Here is a 19653-nt window from a genome sequence, read left to right as displayed (position 1 = left end):
TAAAAGAAAAAAGCCATCACCCTAAAGGTGATGGCTTTTTGTTTAATTTGTTTTTTCAGTTGTTGATGATGAGTTCGTTTGTGTTTTGTCGGTAGTGTCTGTTTTGTTTTTATTTGGATCAGACCCTGATGAATCATTTGTATCTGGGTTCGAATTATCATCCGACGTATCCTGATTGTTGCTATTGTTGTTGCTGTTATCGTTAGATTGGTCTTGGTTACTGTTGTCGGACGGATTGGTGTTCGTGTTGTCTTGTTTTTTGTCTTGATCGTTTGTTGAATCATCTGTCTGATCTTGATCCGTCTGGCTGTCATCTGTTTGAGAATCGTCAGTTTGTGTGTCATCCTGAGTCTTCTCATCATCTTGATTTTCATCATCCGTTTGTTGCTGATCTTCTTTATCTTCGTCGTCTTCAGCTTTCGGCACTTCATAGGATGTGGAAGCTGTACTTTTGCCATCATCACTGACGGCTGTCACTTCGAATTTGTATACAGATCCTGGCTGCACGCCTGAAATGACTGCCTCTTTTGCAGAGCTGTTTTGAATTTCTGAGTAGCTGCCGCCATCAACAGATTGCTTAACAGCAAAGGTCGCATCTCCGTCGTAATTCCAGCTTAATGTCAATGATTGATTGTCTTTATCATATTTCACACTTAAACCAGACAGTTTTTCTGTTTCTTCTTTTTCTTCTTTCTCATATGTTTTAGAAACAGTAGAAGGAGCTGTGCCTTTTACAAAGTACTCTGTGAGCTTTTTATCGCTTGGCGTATTAGGTCCTGCCAGTTTTGCAGGGTTAGAGCCTTTTTCTACAGTGGCTTCCACTACGCTGTCAGGCTTCTCGAATGATCCGCTTCCGTCATCGACATCGGCGATGAGTTGGGCGAATAGACGTTTTGCAACTTGCTGTTCTGTATGATTTAAAGATTTTTTTCCTATCTTATTTTGAGAATCTACACCTGTCCATACAGCAGCGGTATATTGAGGTGTATATCCTACAAACCATGAATCTGGTACACCGCCTGATGCGATATTGTATTTTTGTATAGTCGCTTCATCAAAGTTTGTTGTACCTGTTTTACCTGCGACTTCCACTCCCGGTACTTGAGCAAGCTGTCCAGTACCGGTCTTAACAGCTGTTTTCAGCATATCTGTAATCATAAAGGCTGTATAGTCACTCATCGCTGACTTTGACTTAGGTGTTAAATCAAGCTTTGTTCCATCGTTGAATTCAATTGACTTCACAAAATGCGGTTCATTATAAGTTCCGTTATTTCCGAATGCACTGTATGCTCCTGCCATAGTCAGCGAAGAGACACCTGGGTTGTCGTCGCCGAATCCTCCGATAGAATACGATTCATACACTTTTTCTTTATTTAATCCGAGCCCCAATCCATTAGCAAAATCAACTGCCGCATCTTTTCCAACTGCTTGGAATGCTTTTAAAGCCGGAATGTTACGAGATTGGGCAAGTGCTTCACGCATAGACATGAGTCCTTTATACGAGCGGTCAAAGTCACGGATAGGTGTTCCATCTGAATACGTGTAAGCCGAGTCGTCTATTTGCTCGTAAGTAGACCATTTTTTGTTTTCAATAACTGGCCCATAGTCTAAAATTGGTTTAATAGTAGAACCAGGCTGAGTTTTTCCTTGAGTAGCATAGTTGAAGCCGCCAACCGTAGAATCTCTTCCGGCACCAATCGCACGGACTTCTCCGGTTTTTGTATCGAGAAGCGTCACGCCGCCCTGCATGCCTTCAGTAAATCCGGCAGTGTCTCCGTCCATTAATTCATCTAGTTTGTCTTGTGCTTTTGTATCTAATGTCGTATAAATCTTTAATCCGTCAGCAGATGGATCGACATCAGATTTTTCATCAATTTCTTTCATGACTTCTTCAACAAACGCGCTGTATTTGTTTGAACTTGCTTTTTCATATTCCTTCTGTGACACAACGCCTTCGTCTTTCATCGCCACATTTTTCGCTTTGTTATATTGAGAATCAGAAATAAATCCTTGCTTTTTCATCAGACTGAGTACGATGTTCCGTCTTTTTTCCGCTTTATCCGGGTTTTTAACGGGATTGTACGCTGTCGGGCTTTGCGGCATACCCGCAAGTGTCGCAGCTTGTTCTACAGTCAATTTGCTTAAATCTGTGACGCCGAAAAATTCTTCCGCCGCTTTTCCGATTCCGTATGCTCTAGGAGAAAAATAAATCCGGTTTAAATACATTTCTAAAATTTCATCTTTAGAGTAATTGCGCTCCAGCTGAATTGAAAGCCATACTTCCTGCACCTTCCGTTTCAGTGTCTTCTGATGTGAAAGAAGGGAGTTCTTGACGACCTGCTGGGTGATCGTACTTCCGCCTTCAGCTCCGAAGCCGTCTTTAAAGTTGGCAACTAAGGCGCCTCCGATACGGACAGGATCAATCCCGTGGTGCTCATAAAAACGCGCGTCCTCTGTCGCGATAAAGGCTTCTTTTACAACATCGGGAATTTCATCTATCGAGACGTAGGTCCGTTTTTCGGCACCGACTTCAGCGATTTCTTTTCCATTTTTATCGTATATTGTTGATGAATAAGGCGTCTTCAATTTGCTTTCGTCTAGTGAAGGCGCATCTGAAACCATGACGGCAAATGTAACGGCACCGCCGACTACGCCTAAAACAAACAGAATGAGTAAAGTGAAAAGAGTCTTTTTAAACAATCCGCCTTTTTTTCGTTTCTTGCCTTTTTTCGGTGAAGGACTCGATTTGCTGTTCGCTTTTCGTCGAGCTTCACGGCTGTTAAATTGATCTGACATAAACATCTCAACCTTTCGTTAATCAACCTTTCGCACTAGATGAAGGCGAAAAATAAAGCTGTTCAATAATACTAATATAATCAATTCTAGGTGCGTATCCAAGAGAAATCGGATACGCAGCTTCCTCTAACTCATCTTTTCGAATTGATTTTCTGCCGTTTTTTTCTTTTCTGTCCCAGAAATAAAACAGCTTATCGGCTTCCAAGAAATAAACCTGGTCGAAAGCGGATATAATAACAAAACAAATACCGTCTTGAGCCTTTACCTGCTTCATATGCTCGATTTGATGGTCATGGAAATTCTGCAGGGGGAAAGAGGTCTTGTTTTTCGTTTCTTTCGCCTCAAAATCAATATACCGCCCTTTGTAAATCCCGTTATAATCTGTTGTCGATGATTGTTTAAAGTAAGCTTCTTTAATCACTGCGGCGCTTCTTTTTGGATAATGGACATTTACAATTTGAACAGGTGTCGGCTTTTTGTGTATGACGGCAATTTGGTTTGTCAGATAATACTTATTCGTTTCGTTTAAGTCATCTTCGAGGGTCATTCCGCGATTACTGTAAGACGGGGCCCTTTTCTGACTGTTTTGGGATGAAACCGAATGTTTCGGCTGAAACGTTTTTCCGTTAGGATACCGAATCACTTTCTCATCCTCCTTATTAAACTATTCATGACGGAAGTGAATGAACGTGCAAGAGCAACAGACCATCAGAAAGCTTTTGAGCCGGATTGAGCGGCAGACAAAAGCAAAAAACGCAGATAACATTTCAAGAACGAACGCGTATAAAGCATTTTATGACCGTCATCCGGAAATCAAATGGTCGCTCTTGGCATCTTTCGTTTCTCGCAATGCCGGCTGGTCAATGACTGACTTAAAAGGCAGTCTGTTTCAGCTTGGACTCCGTGAGAGACAGCAAAGGTGGTTCTTTTTAGCCTATGAAAGAGCGAACTGGCTCATTTTTTCCGATGCCTATCCGCAGCTTCTTTTGTATCACTGGTCAAAAAAAATTGGGAAACCGCTGTTTCATCATCTGCATGTGTTTGGCGTCTCACAATTTATGACGGAAGAATGGGCCCGTTTTTGGCATGAGCGAAACACGGAGCGGCTGATGTATGCCCTCATTATAAATGAACAAAACACTATCCAAACACCTATTATACAAAATCCTTCGTTTAAAAAGAACGTTTTTGACACGATTCCTTTTTATTTAAGTGACTGGTTTCATTTCAACACCGTTATTTTTCCAGCTGCAGACGGGTTTCTTTACGGCATTTCAGTGAAACGTTTCTCAAAGACAGAGGAAAGGATAAGACTGGGAAAGCAGCTGTCTCAATTGCTGTTCAGTCCGGAATTGTTCTCCTCTTTTTATCACTTTCTGCACACAGTGCCGCATACAGGCTCCCGTTTTGATATGGAAAAAATGATCGGGATTACAAAAAGAACATCTCCTATGCTAAGGACATGCTACCCTGAGTTAATCCACTCATTAGACGGAAAGAAAACAGATTGGTTTCATGGAAAGATAAAGAAAACGTTCTTTAGGCGGGAGGAATTACCGAAGCAGATTGAATTGACAGAATGGTATTTACATAAAAAACGCCAGCTTCATGCGCTTTTTGCGGTTCAGCATTGGCTGAAAAAATAAAGAAGCAAGGGATATCCTTGCTTCTTACGTAGAAGGGCGGTTCGGGCCGCCTAGTTTTTTATCTAAAGAATCGATTGCTTTTGATTCAGTCTTTTTTTGCTGGCCGGCTTTTTTCGGTCTTGTTTTCATACGGCACCTCCTCACAAGTATCGTTTGCATTAAGGGAGAGGATCATACAATTTTTGCGGGTGTTTTTGTCGAAAACTTCAGCTTTTCGTGGAATACGTGTTTGTTTGGCGATTTGCTTCTAGTTTTGTCATGAGGAAGGAAAGAGCCTGAAGAGCAAAGAATGTTAACCAGGAGAGACGAGGAAAGGGAGGTACACGAATGTCCGGTTACGTAAGCAAGACAGATATTCTCCGTTTGCTTTCTGATATAGAAGACGAATTAACCCGAGCTGAGCAGAGCCTGAATTATTCTTTAAACGCATTTGAGGCTGAGATGCGGGAAACGGAAAACGAGCGCCTGAGTGTGCTGGAAGAAGAAATCATGGACCTTCATATTTGTATAAATGAGCTGTATCACTCGCCTGAACACAGGTATGCATTTAAAAAGGTATACCGCATCGGCTGAATTTGCGAGCGAAATTTGGTACGATATGCATTGAGGTGAAGGGTGTTGCAATCACAAATATTGCTGGAAATGACCGAGCAAATGATTGAAGCTGCTGAAAAAGGCGCTGATCGATATCAGGAAGGAAAAGACAGTGATCTTTCTTATGATTTTTTTGAGACGATAAAGCCTGCAGTTGAAGAGAATGATGTTCTGGCAGCTCGCTGGGCGCAAGGGGCGCTTGAACTGATAAAAGCCCGCCGCCCGAAATATGTGCATAGAGAGCAGATCGAGACCGCAAAGGATAATTTTCAGGAATTGGTCCTTCAATCATATGTTCATCATATTCATAAAAAACGATTCAAGGATATCACTGAGTCAGTCCTTTACACATTGCACGCAGTAAAGGATGAAATTGCAAGAGAAGACAGCCGGTAAAGGCTGTCTTCTTTTCGTTTGTTATAGGGGGCCGGACGTTAATTCAGCTCATATGCCGGGCTTTCTGCTCCATTTGCTTCGAGAACCTTCATACTGTTACGAAACTCAGTTGTGCTGAGATGTCCTTGAATATAGAGGAACTTGGCAAAGTCCATCAGTTTATTCATACAGTCTGTTTCATATTTCTTCATTTCTGCAAAACGTTTGCTTAAGTATGATACGTTCATTATGGTGCATCCCCTCTCATCTGTATTGAAGAAATGGTACCATAATGATTCGACTTTTTTCTGTTTTTAAAAAATTTAAACTTTCGACACAATTTGACAAACACGGATCAGGACCTGTGACACAAACAATAGACTTCATTCATACATATATAGAAGAGAAACATGTTGAGTTTGGGGGGAATCGCAATGAACTGGAGTTCTCAAAGCTATCCTCGGCAAATGGGCTATTATTATCCTCAACAAATGCAGGGATATTATCAGCAGGCTGCACCTGGGCAATACTTGCCGCAGCAGCATTATGGGCAGCAGGATTATAATCAGCCGTATGCTCCGATCCATTCTATGCCAATGCAGCCGCCTGTATTTTCCAACCCTTATCCAATCCCAAGGCCAAATCAGCAGCAGCCCTCACAATTTCAAAGTATTATGTCGCAGTTCAAAAAAGCCAACGGGCAGTTTGATTTTAATAAAATGATGGATACGACAGGTCAAGTGATGAGTGCAATGAATCAGGTCGGATCTTTAATAAAGGGATTTACTAGCTTTTTCAAATGATAGAAGCATGAATGAATCGCTCATTCATGCTTATTTTTTGGAAAGAAAAGCGTCATTGTCTGCTCGTTCCAAGATGTTTCCATATCTTCCTGGCGAACTTCATAAGGCAGCTGCACCGTTCTCGTCATGGTTGTCAAAGTGGCCTCATATTGCTGTTGCTGTTTTTCTTGAAGTGTGACATGAAGATACCTAGATTTAATATCAACGACGATGTCGCCGTCTCGAAACGTCGACGGAATTGTGATATCGACATACAGCCCTGTATCTCTTTCTCTGAGCTGTATGGTCGTCTGCACATCTTTTAAACTCGAGTTGATCAGGTTCTGAAATCCGTTTAAAAGGTTGCCGAACGCTGAGGATTGAAAAAGATGGTCTATTGCCTGTGTAATGATTTCTTCTTTCTTTTGCAGTTCGTTCTTTTTGTCATCAAAGAATTCCAAATCTGCCACCGCCTTTTTTAACCAGATTATGCGCCTGTGCCAGATGTTGTTATAAATTGAAGCAAAATTGAAAGTGTGGTTAAATAGTGATGAATGAAGGGATAGCGGTTGAAGTGAATGAGAAGGGAGAAAACACATTGCTGAAAAAATTATTCGGAATGGGCAAAACTCAGGAAAAAGTGACAGAAGAGGTTATTTATTCTCCGGCAGACGGTACGGTAATGGACTTGACGGATGTGCCAGACCCTGTTTTTTCACAGAAAATGATGGGTGAAGGAATAGCGGTGGAACCCTCAAACGGTGAAATCGTTTCACCTGCTGAAGGTGAAGTGATTCAGATTTTCCACACCAAACACGCCGTTGGCATTCGGACTCGCTCGGGAATAGAACTGTTAATTCATGTCGGGCTGGAAACGGTCAATATGAACGGAGAAGGGTTTACTGCCCACATTAAAGAAGGGGACAAAGTGAAGGTCGGTGACCCGCTGATTACGTGTGATTTGGAATTAATAAAAGAAAAAGCGAGCAGTACAGTCATCCCGATCGTTATAATGAATGGTGAAGCTGTAGGATCAATTGTGCCGGCAGGCGAAAAAGCTGCGCATAAAGGTGAAACAAAGCTCCTCACAATAAAAGCGAAATAAGCAGGGCATATGCCTTGCTTTTTTTGTTTGATTGTATAAAATTTGCACCTAGCCATGCAAACAAATATTCGGTAAACTGTATTTGACAAAGAGGTGTAAAGAATGAAAAAGAAATCACTAACTGAGCTCATTTCTGAGTTAAAAGGAAATGAAAACGTTGTGAATTGGCATGAAATTGAGCCTCGTGAAGCAAGAACAAGGCCGATGCCTGAAAGTATAGACGAGAGAATAAAGACAGCCCTTTCGAATAGGGGCATTGATGAACTATATACCCACCAATATTCCGCTTTTCAATGTGTGCAAAAAGGAGAGAGCATCGTTACCGTAACGCCAACCGCATCAGGAAAAACGTTATGCTATAACCTCCCAGTCCTGCAGTCCATCGCCCAAGACGAAACAAACCGGGCGCTATATTTATTTCCGACTAAAGCGCTGGCACAGGACCAAAAGAGCGAGCTAAATGAAATCATTGATGAAATGGGCATTGATATTAAAAGCTTTACATATGACGGGGATACGTCTCCGGCAATCAGACAAAAAGTGAGAAAAGCAGGTCATATTGTCATTACAAACCCCGATATGCTGCATTCTGCCATTCTTCCGCATCATACGAAATGGGTCAGTTTGTTTGAAAACCTTAAGTATATCGTCATCGATGAGCTTCATACGTATCGCGGTGTTTTCGGGAGCCATGTGGCGAATGTGATCCGGCGGCTGAAGCGTATCTGCCGATTTTACGGAAGTGATCCAATTTTTATTTGCACTTCCGCTACGATTGCCAACCCGAAGGAATTGGGGGAGCAGCTGACGGGCAAACCGATGCGGCTGGTCGATGACAACGGTGCCCCGAGCGGACGGAAGCACTTTGTGTTTTATAATCCGCCAATTGTGAACAAACCGCTGAATATCAGAAAGAGTGCAACAGCAGAAGTGAATGAACTGGCGAAAGAGTTTCTGAAAAACAAAGTGCAGACCATTGTTTTTGCCAGAAGCAGAGTTCGGGTGGAAATTATTTTAAGCCATATTCAAGAGCTTGTGAAAAAAGAGATCGGGACAAAGTCAATCAGAGGCTATCGGGGAGGCTATCTTCCGAAAGAGCGAAGAGAAATCGAAAGAGGGTTAAGAGAAGGCGAGATTTTAGGAGTTGTCAGTACGAATGCCTTAGAGCTCGGTGTTGATATTGGACAGCTGCAAGTGTGTGTGATGACGGGGTATCCTGGAAGTGTGGCAAGTGCATGGCAGCAGGCGGGACGAGCCGGCAGAAGACACGGTGAGTCTTTGATTATCATGGTCGCCAATTCAACGCCGATTGATCAATATATTGTGCGCCATCCAGAATACTTCTTTAACCGTTCGCCGGAATCTGCAAGAATCAATCCTGAGAATTTGATTATTTTAGTAGACCACTTAAAGTGTGCGGCTTATGAGCTTCCTTTTAGAGCTGATGAAGAGTTTGGACCGATGGATGTCAGTGACATTCTTGAGTACCTTCAGGAAGAGGCTGTTCTTCACCGCAATGGCGAACGGTATCATTGGGCAAGTGAATCGTTCCCTGCTTCAAATATCAGTTTGCGCTCCGCATCACAAGAAAATGTCGTCATTGTTGATCAGTCAGATATTGCAAATGTAAGGATTATCGGTGAAATGGATCGATTTAGCGCGATGACGCTTTTGCATGATGAAGCGATTTATTTGCATGAAGGGGTCCAATACCAAGTAGAGAAGCTCGATTGGGACCATAAAAAGGCTTATGTCAGGAAAGTCGATGTTGAATATTATACGGATGCCAACCTGGCAGTTCAGCTAAAAGTATTAGAAGTTGATAAAACGACAGAAAACAGCCGTACGTCACTGCACTATGGTGACGTCACTGTCAATGCCCTGCCGACCATTTTTAAAAAAATAAAAATGACCACTTTCGAAAATATTGGCTCTGGTCCTATTCATTTGCCGGAAGAAGAACTGCATACAAGTGCAGCTTGGCTCGAAATCAAAACAGCAGACGAAGACATCGGGGAAAAGACGCTGGAACAGCTGCTTCTTGGCATTTCGAATGTGCTGCAGCATATTGTTCCTGTGTATATCATGTGTGACCGAAACGATGTGCATGTCGTTTCTCAAATCAAAGCAGCCCATACCGGATTGCCGACCATATTTTTATATGATCATTATCCGGGCGGTATCGGTTTGGCGGAGGAAGTCTTCAAACGATTTGCAGATATTAATGAAGCTGCGAAACAGCTGATTAAACAATGTCCCTGCCATGACGGCTGTCCGTCTTGTATAGGTACCGAAATAGACGGGATAAAAGCAAAGGAAAGAATTTTGCAGCTGTTGGATCAAATGTCGTAAGGAGGGAGGTCAGATATGTCATTAAAAGGGAAACTCCAGCGAATGAAAAAGCATATGATGCTTGATGAAGGGGAACATAAAATAGAAGCGGGTAAACAAGAAAACAAACGCGTTGAAAACCATGCTGAAATTCCGTTTTTAGAAGAGTGGGAGGCTTTTGGCATGAAGCCTTTTTTCTTCGAAGATGAATATTGCCTCACCAGGGAAGTAGAATATCCGCTTTCTCACCGCCATGGGTTGTACAGTTTTTCTCAGCTAGATGAAGTGATCACATTGTGGAATCAAAGCAGCCTGTCGCATACGTTGTCAGCAAAAGGGTATAAGAAAAACAGCCTCTTTTTCTTTGATACAGAAACAACCGGTCTTGGAGGCGGAGCCGGAAATACTATTTTTTTGCTTGGTCATGCGAGAGTATATGAAGACCGAGTGACAGTCAAACAGCATCTTTTGCCCAAACCGGGGAATGAAGTCGCCTTGTATCAAAGCTTTTTAAGCGAGGTTGACATTACATCACTTGTTACGTACAACGGAAAAGCCTTCGATTGGCCGCAGGTGAAAACAAGGCACACATTGATCCGCGACAGACTTCCTAAGCTCCCGGAGTTCGGCCACTTTGACCTTCTGCATGGGGCAAGACGCCTGTGGAAACACAAAATGGACCGTGTATCACTTGGCACGGTTGAAAAAGAGGAGCTCGGCATCCGCAGACAAGAAGATACACCGGGCTATTTGGCGCCAATGCTTTACTTTCATTTTATCAAGGCGCAAGAGCCGGATCTTCTAAAAGGTGTCCTGCATCATAATGAAATGGATGTGCTATCGCTCATTTCATTGTACATTCATATGTCTAAAAAAATTCTTTCAGAATCACATTCGCCAAAAGAGCACAGAGAAGCTTATGCAATGGCGAAATGGTTTATGGCCCATAAAGAAACGGATCAGGCGGTCAAACAGCTTGAAACGCTTAAAGAAAAGCCGTTTGAGGATCAGGACAGAGCGCTGCTCGATTTATCGCTCCTGTACAAGAAACAAAACCGGTTGGCAGAAGCAGTGCCGCTTTGGGAAAAGCTGTCCCGCTCCCAAAATCAGAAGTGCAGATATGATGCTGTGATAGAGCTTGCGAAATATTTTGAGCATAAGGAAAAAGCGTTCGGGAAAGCATTGCATATAACTGAACAATTACTTAGCGATGTGGCATTCTTATCAGAAAAAGAAACAGAAAAACTGCATGTGAGAATCGCCCGGCTGAAGAGGAAATATTCCTCTTAAATATTCCCCGGGAAAGCGCAAAAGACGACTTGTTTCGCCATGAATTTTTTTTGCTGAATTCACATCGATTTTGTTGTAGAATAGCGGCGAATCCTGTAAAATGACGTTAGTTATTTTTAAAGGGAGAGTTGGTATGTATAAGGGTGTTTTTTACTTGTTCTTTGTTGTGGTATTTTTGATTGCTTTTGTGTTTTCAAACTTTAAAGACAGCTTAATTGCACACTTTTAAAATAGGTCTTTGTATTAGAACATGTACCCCTAATTTTTCATAGCTTAGTATTGTAATAAAGTTTATGGAAAGGGGATTTTATCATGCATCACTGCAGACCGCATATGGTGGCGCCAATTGTCCATCCTACTCATTGCTGTGAACACCATACGTTTTCGAAGACTATCGTGCCGCACATTCATCCACAGCATACAACAAACGTAAACCACCAGCATTTTCAGCACGTTCACTACTTTCCACACACTTTCTCAAATGTTGATCCGGCTACGCATCAGCATTTTCAAGCAGGAAAACCTTGCTGCGACTACTAGTATGGAAAACGTGCAGCTTGATGGTGTAAACAATGCAGCACATCAAATGGGGCCCAACGGGAGCCCCATTTTTTAAAGCAGGTGAAATGATGAAAGTATTGGCAATAACGGGCTATAAACCGTTTGAACTCGGGATATTTAAACAGGATGACAAGGCGCTGTATTACATAAAAAAAGCCATTAAGAACCGGCTGATTGCTTTTTTGGATGAGGGATTAGAATGGATTTTAATTTCAGGTCAGCTTGGGACTGAACTATGGGCTGCCGAAGCTGCATATGATTTGCAGGAAGAATACCCTGACTTAAAGGTAGCTGTCATTACGCCATTTTACGAGCAGGAAAAGAACTGGAAAGAACCGAATAAGGAACTGTATGAAGCAGTTCTGGCTCAGGCAGACTATGAAGCAAGCCTGACTCACCGTCCGTATGAAAGCCCGCTTCAATTTAAACAAAAAAATCAGTTCTTCATTGATAAGTCCGACGGGCTTCTGCTTTTATATGATCCGGAAAAGGAAGGCTCCCCTAAGTATATGCTTGGGACAGCGGAAAAAAGGCGCGAACAGGATGGCTATCCCATCTACTTTATTACAATGGATGATCTGAGAGTGACAGTAGAGGAAGACAGCTACTTGTAACAAAGAAAGAGAAATTTGACAACCGTACAGATTTCTGAAAAAATATAAGGTGATGATTCACGATACGAGGTGAAAAAGATGCTTGCTGATAAAGTAAAGCTTTCTGCGAAAGAAATTTTGGAAAAAGAATTTAAAACAGGCGTTAGAGGCTACAAGCAAGAAGACGTTGACAAATTTTTAGATATGATTATTAAGGATTATGAAACCTTCCATCAAGAAATCGAAGAACTGCAGCAGGAAAATCTGCAGCTGAAAAAGCAGCTTGAAGAAGCCAGCAAAAAACAGCCTGTGCAATCTAACACAACGAACTTTGATATTTTAAAACGGCTGTCTAACTTAGAAAAACACGTGTTTGGCAGCAAGCTTTATGATTGATTGCCCTTGAAAAAAATGGCGCTTGTAAATTGCAATCAGTTGTTATATAATAATTCATGTTCTTAACGTTCGGGTAATCGCTGCAGATCTTGAATCTGTAGAGGAAAGTCCATGCTCGCACGGTGCTGAGATGCCCGTAGTGTTCGTGCCTAGCGAAGTCATAAGCTAGGGCAGCCTTGATAGGCTGACGGCAGGAAAAAAGCCTACGTCCTTTGGATATGGCTGAGTATCCTTGAAAGTGCCACAGTGACGAAGTCTCACTAGAAATGGTGAGAGTGGAACGCGGTAAACCCCTCGAGCGAGAAACCCAAATTTTGGTAGGGGAACCTTCTTGACGGAATTCAACGGAGAGAAGGACAGAATGCTTTCTGTAGATAGATGATTGCCGCCTGAGTACGAGGTGATGAGCCGTTTGCAGTACGACGGAACAAAACATGGCTTACAGAACGTTAGACCACTTACATTTAAAATGATGAAAACAAGCTCTCCCGTATAAGGAGAGCTTTTATCTTGAGAAAAGAAAAGTTTTAAAAGACAGGGTGATACGATGAAGAAGTATACACTAATTGCAACGGCGCCGATGGGCATTGAAGCTGTTGTCGCAAAGGAAGTACGAGATTTAGGATACGAATGTAAGGTTGATAACGGAAAAGTTATTTTTGAAGGTGATGCGCTTGCCATTTGCCGCGCGAACCTTTGGCTTAGAACAGCCGACCGCATAAAGGTTCAGGTTGCTTCTTTTAAAGTGAAAACATTTGATGAACTATTTGAAAAAACGAAAGCGATTAACTGGCGCTCATTTATACCTGAAAACGGGAAATTCCCTGTCATCGGGAAATCGGTGAAATCAACACTAGCAAGCGTTCCTGACTGTCAGCGGATCGTCAAAAAAGCAATTGTCGAAAAGCTCAAGCTCCAGTCAGGCAAAGCCAATGACTGGATTGAAGAAATAGGTGCCGAGTATAAGGTGGAAATTTCTTTATTAAAAGATCAAGCAATTATTACATTGGATTCGTCGGGGACAGGCCTCCACAAACGAGGATATCGTGTCGATCAGGGCGGCGCGCCGATTAAAGAAACACTTGCTGCCGCTTTAGTGCAATTAACCAATTGGACCCCGGACCGTCCATTTGTCGATCCTTTCTGTGGTTCCGGAACGATTGCGATTGAAGCCGCGTTAATCGGTCAAAACATCGCCCCTGGATTTAACCGCGATTTTGTCTCAGAGGATTGGGAATGGATCGGTAAAGATCTGTGGGACAAAGCACGGCTTGAAGTCGAAGAAAAGGCCAACTATGACCAGCCGCTTACGATTTTCGCAAGCGACATAGACCACCGCATGGTTCAAATCGCAAAAGAGAATGCAGAGGAAGCAGGCTTGGGAGATTTAATCGAATTTAAGCAGATGCAGGTCAAGGACTTTACGACAAATCTGGAGTTTGGCGTAATTGTCGGTAACCCGCCATACGGAGAGCGTCTCGGCGAGAAAAAAGCCGTTGAGCAGATGTACAAAGAAATGGGACAGGCGTTCGAACCGCTTGATACCTGGTCTGTGTATATGCTGACATCAAACGAGAATTTTGAGGAAGCTTACGGCAGAAAAGCGACGAAGAAACGAAAGCTCTTTAACGGATTTATTAAAACGGATTATTATCAATACTGGTCAAAAGTAAGACCGCAGCGCAAGAAAACAGAAAACGCATAAAAAAGAAGACGCTCTGCATGCGCCTTCTTTCATCTTTCAGCCATATTCTATCGTTACCAACGGTGAGCTTTCGCGTTGCTTCTCAATATAATGTTGGTTTGGGACATTTCAGTGTGACCGTTTACTTGAGACTTAGAACGTTTAGGCCGCGTCCAATTGTGATGAAACAGTTCAGAATGCTGATCTAATCGATTTCTATAACTCATGTCAACATCACTCCCTGATAGAATATTGTTGATAAGACGGATAATCCGGGTACGGAATATCGAATGTAGTTTGTGCATGTTTCGGTAATAACATGCGGAAAGCATGTATATAAAATGAAAAGTTCGCATACAATGATGATTATTTCCATCAGAGGTGATCTCATGCTAAACAGCGAACATTTTAATCTTATTCAAAGGGCGCTTGACGCAACAGCAAATGAGCTGAAGGAGCTCGGGGCTGATTCGTCTCCGTCTGTGATGTCGCATGCGCAAAATGATTTAGAAAAAGCGGTGGAACATATTTATTCAACAGACCATCCTTTTTTATCGTCGCATGTGATCAATCGAAAGTAAGCTGCAAAAAAACTTGGCATTGCCAAGTTTTTTTATTGTATTCATCAGTAGGAAATGATATTATTGGTGGTCTGAATGTCGAATAGTTGGGGGTTGGAACTAGGTGACAACATCACGTTTGCCTTTTTCTTTAACGAAAACAAAGAATTTTTATGAAGAATTGAACAATTGGATTGGTGACGTGTTTTACGATATCCTTCCCGAAAAAGGGTTTGATCTTCGGGATGAGCAAGTATTTATGGCTTTTCAGCTGGAGCGGGCGTTTAAAGAGAAAAAAGTCATGTTTGCCGAAGCTGGAGTGGGAACGGGGAAAACGCTGGTTTATCTTCTTTTCGCGATCAGCTATGCAAGATATGTCGGCAAACCCGCCATTATTGCTTGTGCTGATGAAACATTAATCGAACAGCTTGTGAAAAAAGAGGGCGATATTTCGAAGCTGGCGGAACATTTGGATCTGAAAATAGATACAAGGCTGTCGAAGTCACATGAGCAATATTTATGCTTGAAGAAGCTTGAAAAAACAATGCAGCGCTCTGATGATGATAAATGGCTGGATCTTTATGAGTCATTACCGTCATTTGTCCATGAATCACAGGCGATGCAGCGCTTTTATCCGTATGGCGACCGTAAGCAGTACGCAAATCTATCGAATGAACAATGGTCTGAAGTAAGCTACGACTCGTTTCAGGATTGTCTGACTTGTGATATGAGACACAGATGCGGTTTGACGCTTTCCAGAGATTATTACCGAAAGTCTACAGACTTGATCATTTGTTCCCATGATTTTTATATGGAGCATGTGTGGACGGAAGAGTCACGCAAACGAGAGGGCCAGCTGCCGCTGCTGCCTGATCATAGTGCGGTTGTATTTGATGAAGGGCATCTGTTAGAGTTTGCCGCACAAAAAGCGTTAACCTACAGAGTGAAGCAGTCTACTCTTGAATTGTTTTTAGAACGTTTGCTTCAAAATGACATCAGAGAAGAGTTTGCTGAACTGATTGAAGATGCGCTTGCTGCGAACGACGAATTTTTCTATGTTCTTTCTGAAGAATCAAAAGAAGTAGCCGGTTCACACCGTCTAGAAATAAAAAATGACCAGCGTGTCAAAAAGGCGGCGTACGAGCTTTGCCGTTTGCTCGATAAAATCGGGGAGGCTCTCGTGTTCGAGTCTGAGATGTACACGATTGATCAATACGAGCTGTCAGTTGTGGAAGAATATGTTGAACAAATGGCGTATTCATTATCTCTATATCAAAAGGATGCGATCAGCTGGCTGGAGAAAAAGGAAGCAGAATCAACCTTTGTTGTAATGCCGAGAACGGTGGCAGAAGTGCTTGGCGAAAAAGTGTTTTCTAAGAAAATTCCTTATATCTTCTCTTCTGCTACGCTATCAGAAGGCGGTTCATTTGATTATATTGCCGACAGTCTCGGGATTCATGATTATTTGTCGTTAACCGTTGATTCTCCTTATGATTATGACGAGCAAATGACCGTTAATCTATATGCAAAAACAGAAATGACCGCTGAACAAAAAACAGCTGAAACGATTGAAACGATCAAGCGTTATAAAGGCAGAACGCTGGTGCTTTTCCCTTCTTTTGAGGAATTAAAGGAGTTTAAGCAGCTGTCGGCGGCCTGGGAGCTGCCGTATCCGATTTTCTTTGAAGGTGATGAAGAAATCAGCAGCTTAGTGGAGAAATTCCAAGAGGAAGAGGAAACAGTGCTTTGTTCGGTTCACTTATGGGAAGGACTCGATATTCCTGGACACGCATTGAAGAATGTTACCATTTGGTCATTGCCATTCCCGCCTCATGATCCTGTATTTACAGCGAAACGCAACGGGGCGAAAAAAGATCCGTTCGAAGAAGTTGATCTGCCATATATGTTATTACGCGTGCGGCAGGGCATCGGGCGTCTGATTCGTTCGAATCAAGACAGCGGCTCGATTCACATTTACGCTGGCGGAGAAAATCAACGCATCATTGATGAGGTCAAAAAGGTACTTCCTGTTGAACCGCATATGATGTAATAGAAAAAAGCTGACGATCGTGTTCGTCAGCTTTTTTATTTGTCAGCGGGATAGCCATCCGCCGTCTACTGCTAAAATATGTCCATTTACATAATCTGAAGCACGTGATGCCAAAAAGACTGCAGTCCCGCCGATGTCATCCGCTTTGCCCCACCGTCCGGCAGGGATTCTCTTTAAAATGTCTTCATTTCGCTTTTCATCGTCCTGAATAGGCTTTGTATTGGCTGTAGAAATATAGCCCGGGGCGATTGCGTTCACCTGAACGCCGGACGCTGCCCACTCATTTGCAAATGATTTAGTCAAACCGGCAACAGCGTGTTTGCTCGCTGTATATGCGGGAACAAGGATACCGCCTTGAAAAGACAGAAGAGAGGCGATATTAATAATCTTTCCATAACCTCTTTTCAGCATGTGTCCGCCTGCCAGCTGTGTCAGAATAAACAAGCTGTTTAGGTTGACATTCAGTACGTGATGCCAGTTCTCTTCTGGGAAATGTTCCGCTTTTTCCCGGTGAATAATGCCGGCATTATTGACAAGGATGTCGACCTGCCGGTTTTCGAACAGTTCAGCTGCAGTGTCCTTTATCGCTTCAGGCTTGCTCATATCCATTGTAAAAGACGTAAACGTTCGGCCTTCCTGTTCGACAAGCTGCTGTGTTTCAGACAGGCTGCTTTTATGTGATGTGCCGATAATATCAGCGCCAGCCCCGGCAAGTGCTTTGGCAATTCCTTGACCGATTCCCGTTCCCGGTCCCGTTACCAGCGCTGTTTTTCCTTCTAATGAAAAGGCATCATGTAGATAACTCATCTTATTTCAGCCCATCCATCGGAACGACATCCATGTCCGTGAATGTGTAGTTTTCTCCGGCCATTGCCCACACAAAGCTGTAGTTTGATGTTCCTGCGCCAGAGTGAATAGACCAGGCAGGAGAAAGGACAGCCTGCTCATTTCCGACAACAAGATGGCGTGTTTCGTCCGGCTGGCCCATGAAGTGAAACACCTTCGAATCCTTCTCAAGATCAAGGTAAAGATAAGCCTCCATCCGGCGATCATGGACGTGTGCCGGCATGGTGTTCCAGTTGTTGTTTTGATCAAGCATCGTAATTCCCATCATAAGCTGACAGCTTTTAATGCCATCTTGATGAATGACTTTGTACAGGCTTCTAACATTAGACGCTGCATCATCACCAAGGCGGTCCGGTGTCAGTTCAGAAAGAGCGGCTTTTTGCGTCGGATAGCTTTGATGAGCACAAGCCGAGATAAAGTAAAACTTAGCTTTTTCTCCGTTCAGGCTTGTAAACGCTACATCCTGATTGCCCATTCCAATATAGAGAAAATCCTTTGTTTGAAGTACATACTCATCATCGCCGACTCTGACAGCACCAGGCTGGCCAACATTAATAATCCCAATTTCACGCCGTTCCAAGAAGAAGTCAGTTTTAAGGAAATCCCCGGCATCAAGCTTCAGTTCACTTTGCCCCGGAGCTGCTCCTCCGATGACAACCCGGTCTTCATGTGAGTAATACATCGTTAATTTATTTTCCGTAAATAAAGTATCCATTAAGAAATGGCTGCGAAGCTCCTCTGTTGTAAAGCGTTTAACTTGTTCAGGGTGTACAGAATAACGATTTTCCATTATATTTCCCCCTTGGTTAGGATTTCGGCTCACTTGAATGAAAATATTTTGGTAACGGTTTCAAAGAAAATTTTAGGATAAATAGTGAAAAGAGTCAACGGAAAAATTGTGAATAAGCACATTATTAAAAAAACTCTTTTCAAATTTTAAAAATATGGTATTCTTTTGTTGTAACGGTTTTGAAATCGGTTTCAAATATATGAGATACAGGAGCACTTGAATGAAAAAGAAAACAACAGGCCATACGACCATCAAAGACGTAGCTGAATGTGCAGGAGTTTCGAAATCAACAGTTTCCCGCTATATCAACGGAAAAATTGATGCGATTTCTCCTGAAAAAGTGAAAAATATTAAAAAGGCAATTGCAGAATTGAATTATCGGCCAAGTAAAATGGCGCAAGGTTTGAAAATAAAAAAAAGCAAATTAATCGGATTTGTTGTAGCTGACATTACAAATCCTTTTTCGGTCGCGGCTTTCAGGGGAGTCGAAGAGGTTTGTGATCAATATGGCTACAGCATTATGGTGTGCAACACAGATAACAGTCCTGAAAAAGAGCGGGAAATGCTCTTAAAGCTTGAAGCCCATTCGGTTGAGGGGCTGATCTTAAACGCAACCGGAGAAAATAAGGATCTACTGAACGCCTTTGCCGAACAGCACATTCCAACGATATTAATTGACCGGAAACTTCCAGATCTGAAACTGGATACGGTAACGACTGACAACAGAAGGATCACAAAAGAGATTCTTCAGAAGATTTATAGCAAAGGGTACACTGATGTCGCGCTGTTTACCGAACCGATTTCATCTATCAGCCCTCGTGCAGAAAGAGCAGCTGTGTATCAAGAAATGGCTTCGGCTCAAAATGTGAACGGGCTTGTCAGAATGTATGAAATTGACGTGAAAAACAAGGAGCAGCTTAAGGCGGCGCTTCGGTCTTTTTACAAGGATATGCCAGAGCAAAAAAAAGCGATTCTGGCTTTGAACGGCTTAATTATGCTGAAAATCATCAGCTGTATGGAAGAGCTTGGACTGCACATCCCCCAAGATATAGGGATTGCAGGGTTCGACGATACGGAATGGTACAAACTGATCGGTCCGGGCATTACAACGATCGCCCAGCCGTCACATGATATGGGCAGGACGGCGATGGAACGTGTATTAAAAAGGATTAAAGGTGACAAGGGAGCGCCTCAAACCATTGAATTAGAGGCAGAAGTCATCATGAGAAAGTCACTTTAATCCTAGGTGCCCTC

The 19653-nt window shown here is 42.7% G+C and carries 23 protein-coding genes and 1 other RNA gene; 16 read left to right on the top strand and 8 right to left on the bottom strand.

Going from position 1 to position 19653, the window contains the following annotated elements; all coding sequences use genetic code 11:
- Positions 1-42: 42 nt before the first annotated feature.
- Together LWH95_RS09820 and recU are read right to left on the bottom strand one after the other, a co-directional pair.
- Positions 43-2796, bottom strand: a complete 2754-nt coding sequence (locus LWH95_RS09820) for a transglycosylase domain-containing protein (protein ID WP_060398890.1) — start codon at positions 2794-2796, stop codon at positions 43-45.
- 22 nt (positions 2797-2818) lie between these two features.
- A complete protein-coding gene (gene recU / locus LWH95_RS09815) occupies positions 2819-3439 on the bottom strand; it encodes a Holliday junction resolvase RecU (protein WP_004398007.1) in 621 nt (206 codons plus the stop codon).
- 40 nt (positions 3440-3479) lie between these two features.
- Between recU and LWH95_RS09810 the strand changes: the two genes are divergently transcribed.
- Positions 3480-4442, top strand: a complete 963-nt coding sequence (locus LWH95_RS09810) for a DUF2515 domain-containing protein (protein ID WP_033878805.1) — start codon at positions 3480-3482, stop codon at positions 4440-4442.
- 24 nt (positions 4443-4466) lie between these two features.
- On the opposite strand, the gene sspM is transcribed toward LWH95_RS09810, so the two are convergent.
- A complete protein-coding gene (gene sspM, locus LWH95_RS09805) occupies positions 4467-4571 on the bottom strand; it encodes an acid-soluble spore protein SspM (RefSeq protein WP_003225606.1) in 105 nt (34 codons plus the stop codon).
- Between the two features lie 198 nt (positions 4572-4769).
- Between sspM and LWH95_RS09800 the strand changes: the two genes are divergently transcribed.
- Together LWH95_RS09800 and LWH95_RS09795 are read left to right on the top strand one after the other, a co-directional pair.
- Complete coding sequence (locus LWH95_RS09800) at positions 4770-5015, top strand: DUF5446 family protein (protein ID WP_232919432.1); 246 nt, start codon at positions 4770-4772, stop codon at positions 5013-5015.
- A gap of 45 nt (positions 5016-5060) precedes the next feature.
- Positions 5061-5432 carry a YppE family protein gene (locus LWH95_RS09795; protein WP_019258731.1) on the top strand — a complete coding sequence of 124 codons (372 nt, stop codon included), beginning with the start codon at positions 5061-5063 and terminating at the stop codon, positions 5430-5432.
- A gap of 38 nt (positions 5433-5470) precedes the next feature.
- Here LWH95_RS09795 and LWH95_RS09790 read toward each other — a convergent pair whose 3' ends face one another.
- Complete coding sequence (locus LWH95_RS09790) at positions 5471-5659, bottom strand: YppF family protein (RefSeq protein ID WP_003225611.1); 189 nt, start codon at positions 5657-5659, stop codon at positions 5471-5473.
- A gap of 186 nt (positions 5660-5845) precedes the next feature.
- Here LWH95_RS09790 and LWH95_RS09785 point away from each other — a divergent pair, with 186 nt between their 5' ends.
- The gene (locus tag LWH95_RS09785) at positions 5846-6214 is read left to right on the top strand and encodes a YppG family protein (RefSeq protein ID WP_232919430.1); all 369 of its coding nucleotides are present in this window, start codon (positions 5846-5848) and stop codon (positions 6212-6214) included.
- A gap of 20 nt (positions 6215-6234) precedes the next feature.
- Here the strand turns inward: LWH95_RS09785 and LWH95_RS09780 are convergent, their stop codons facing one another.
- Positions 6235-6654, bottom strand: coding sequence for an Hsp20/alpha crystallin family protein (locus LWH95_RS09780; RefSeq protein ID WP_019258729.1), 420 nt, complete (start codon positions 6652-6654; stop codon positions 6235-6237).
- Between the two features lie 137 nt (positions 6655-6791).
- On the opposite strand from LWH95_RS09780, the gene LWH95_RS09775 reads away from it, so the two are divergent.
- The 9 genes from LWH95_RS09775 (at position 6792) to LWH95_RS09735 (ending at position 14174) form a co-directional block, all read left to right on the top strand.
- Positions 6792-7298: a PTS sugar transporter subunit IIA gene (locus LWH95_RS09775; protein WP_029316845.1), complete on the top strand. Its 507-nt coding sequence runs from the start codon at positions 6792-6794 to the stop codon at positions 7296-7298.
- A gap of 102 nt (positions 7299-7400) precedes the next feature.
- Complete coding sequence (mrfA, locus tag LWH95_RS09770; RefSeq protein ID WP_119913958.1) at positions 7401-9650, top strand: ATP-dependent helicase MrfA; 2250 nt, start codon at positions 7401-7403, stop codon at positions 9648-9650.
- 15 nt (positions 9651-9665) lie between these two features.
- Positions 9666-10919 (top strand): ribonuclease H-like domain-containing protein, encoded by a 1254-nt coding sequence (locus tag LWH95_RS09765; protein WP_060398883.1) that lies wholly within the window; start codon positions 9666-9668, stop codon positions 10917-10919.
- Between the two features lie 100 nt (positions 10920-11019).
- Positions 11020-11148, top strand: a complete 129-nt coding sequence (locus LWH95_RS09760; RefSeq protein WP_003230707.1) for a hypothetical protein — start codon at positions 11020-11022, stop codon at positions 11146-11148.
- Positions 11149-11231: 83 nt separating this feature from the next.
- A complete protein-coding gene (cotD, locus tag LWH95_RS09755; protein ID WP_080010830.1) occupies positions 11232-11459 on the top strand; it encodes a spore coat protein CotD in 228 nt (75 codons plus the stop codon).
- A gap of 89 nt (positions 11460-11548) precedes the next feature.
- Positions 11549-12094, top strand: coding sequence for a DUF1273 domain-containing protein (locus LWH95_RS09750; RefSeq protein WP_032732355.1), 546 nt, complete (start codon positions 11549-11551; stop codon positions 12092-12094).
- A gap of 78 nt (positions 12095-12172) precedes the next feature.
- Positions 12173-12469, top strand: coding sequence for a cell division regulator GpsB (gpsB, locus tag LWH95_RS09745; RefSeq protein ID WP_003225629.1), 297 nt, complete (start codon positions 12173-12175; stop codon positions 12467-12469).
- 65 nt (positions 12470-12534) lie between these two features.
- Positions 12535-12916, top strand: an RNA gene (gene rnpB, locus LWH95_RS09740) — RNase P RNA component class B.
- 100 nt (positions 12917-13016) lie between these two features.
- Positions 13017-14174, top strand: coding sequence for a THUMP domain-containing class I SAM-dependent RNA methyltransferase (locus LWH95_RS09735; protein ID WP_232919429.1), 1158 nt, complete (start codon positions 13017-13019; stop codon positions 14172-14174).
- 53 nt (positions 14175-14227) lie between these two features.
- Here the strand turns inward: LWH95_RS09735 and LWH95_RS09730 are convergent, their stop codons facing one another.
- Positions 14228-14380 (bottom strand): YpzG family protein, encoded by a 153-nt coding sequence (locus LWH95_RS09730; protein WP_010327933.1) that lies wholly within the window; start codon positions 14378-14380, stop codon positions 14228-14230.
- Positions 14381-14542: 162 nt separating this feature from the next.
- Here LWH95_RS09730 and LWH95_RS09725 point away from each other — a divergent pair, with 162 nt between their 5' ends.
- Positions 14543-14734, top strand: coding sequence for a hypothetical protein (locus tag LWH95_RS09725; protein WP_004397973.1), 192 nt, complete (start codon positions 14543-14545; stop codon positions 14732-14734).
- A 103-nt stretch (positions 14735-14837) separates the two neighbouring features.
- Positions 14838-16763, top strand: a complete 1926-nt coding sequence (locus tag LWH95_RS09720) for an ATP-dependent DNA helicase (RefSeq protein WP_232919428.1) — start codon at positions 14838-14840, stop codon at positions 16761-16763.
- Positions 16764-16805: 42 nt separating this feature from the next.
- Here the strand turns inward: LWH95_RS09720 and kduD are convergent, their stop codons facing one another.
- Positions 16806-17570, bottom strand: coding sequence for a 2-dehydro-3-deoxy-D-gluconate 5-dehydrogenase KduD (gene kduD / locus LWH95_RS09715; RefSeq protein WP_004397971.1), 765 nt, complete (start codon positions 17568-17570; stop codon positions 16806-16808).
- 1 nt (position 17571) lies between these two features.
- Positions 17572-18399 carry a 5-dehydro-4-deoxy-D-glucuronate isomerase gene (gene kduI, locus LWH95_RS09710; protein WP_004397970.1) on the bottom strand — a complete coding sequence of 276 codons (828 nt, stop codon included), beginning with the start codon at positions 18397-18399 and terminating at the stop codon, positions 17572-17574.
- Positions 18400-18619: 220 nt separating this feature from the next.
- On the opposite strand from kduI, the gene kdgR reads away from it, so the two are divergent.
- Positions 18620-19639, top strand: coding sequence for a pectin utilization transcriptional regulator KdgR (gene kdgR / locus LWH95_RS09705; protein ID WP_232919427.1), 1020 nt, complete (start codon positions 18620-18622; stop codon positions 19637-19639).
- Positions 19640-19653 lie beyond the last annotated feature (14 nt).

This window comes from Bacillus sp. G16, from assembly GCF_021282335.1.
GTDB classification, from domain to species: Bacteria; Bacillota; Bacilli; order Bacillales; family Bacillaceae; genus Bacillus; species Bacillus inaquosorum.
This window is presented reverse-complemented; position numbering and strand designations above follow the sequence as displayed.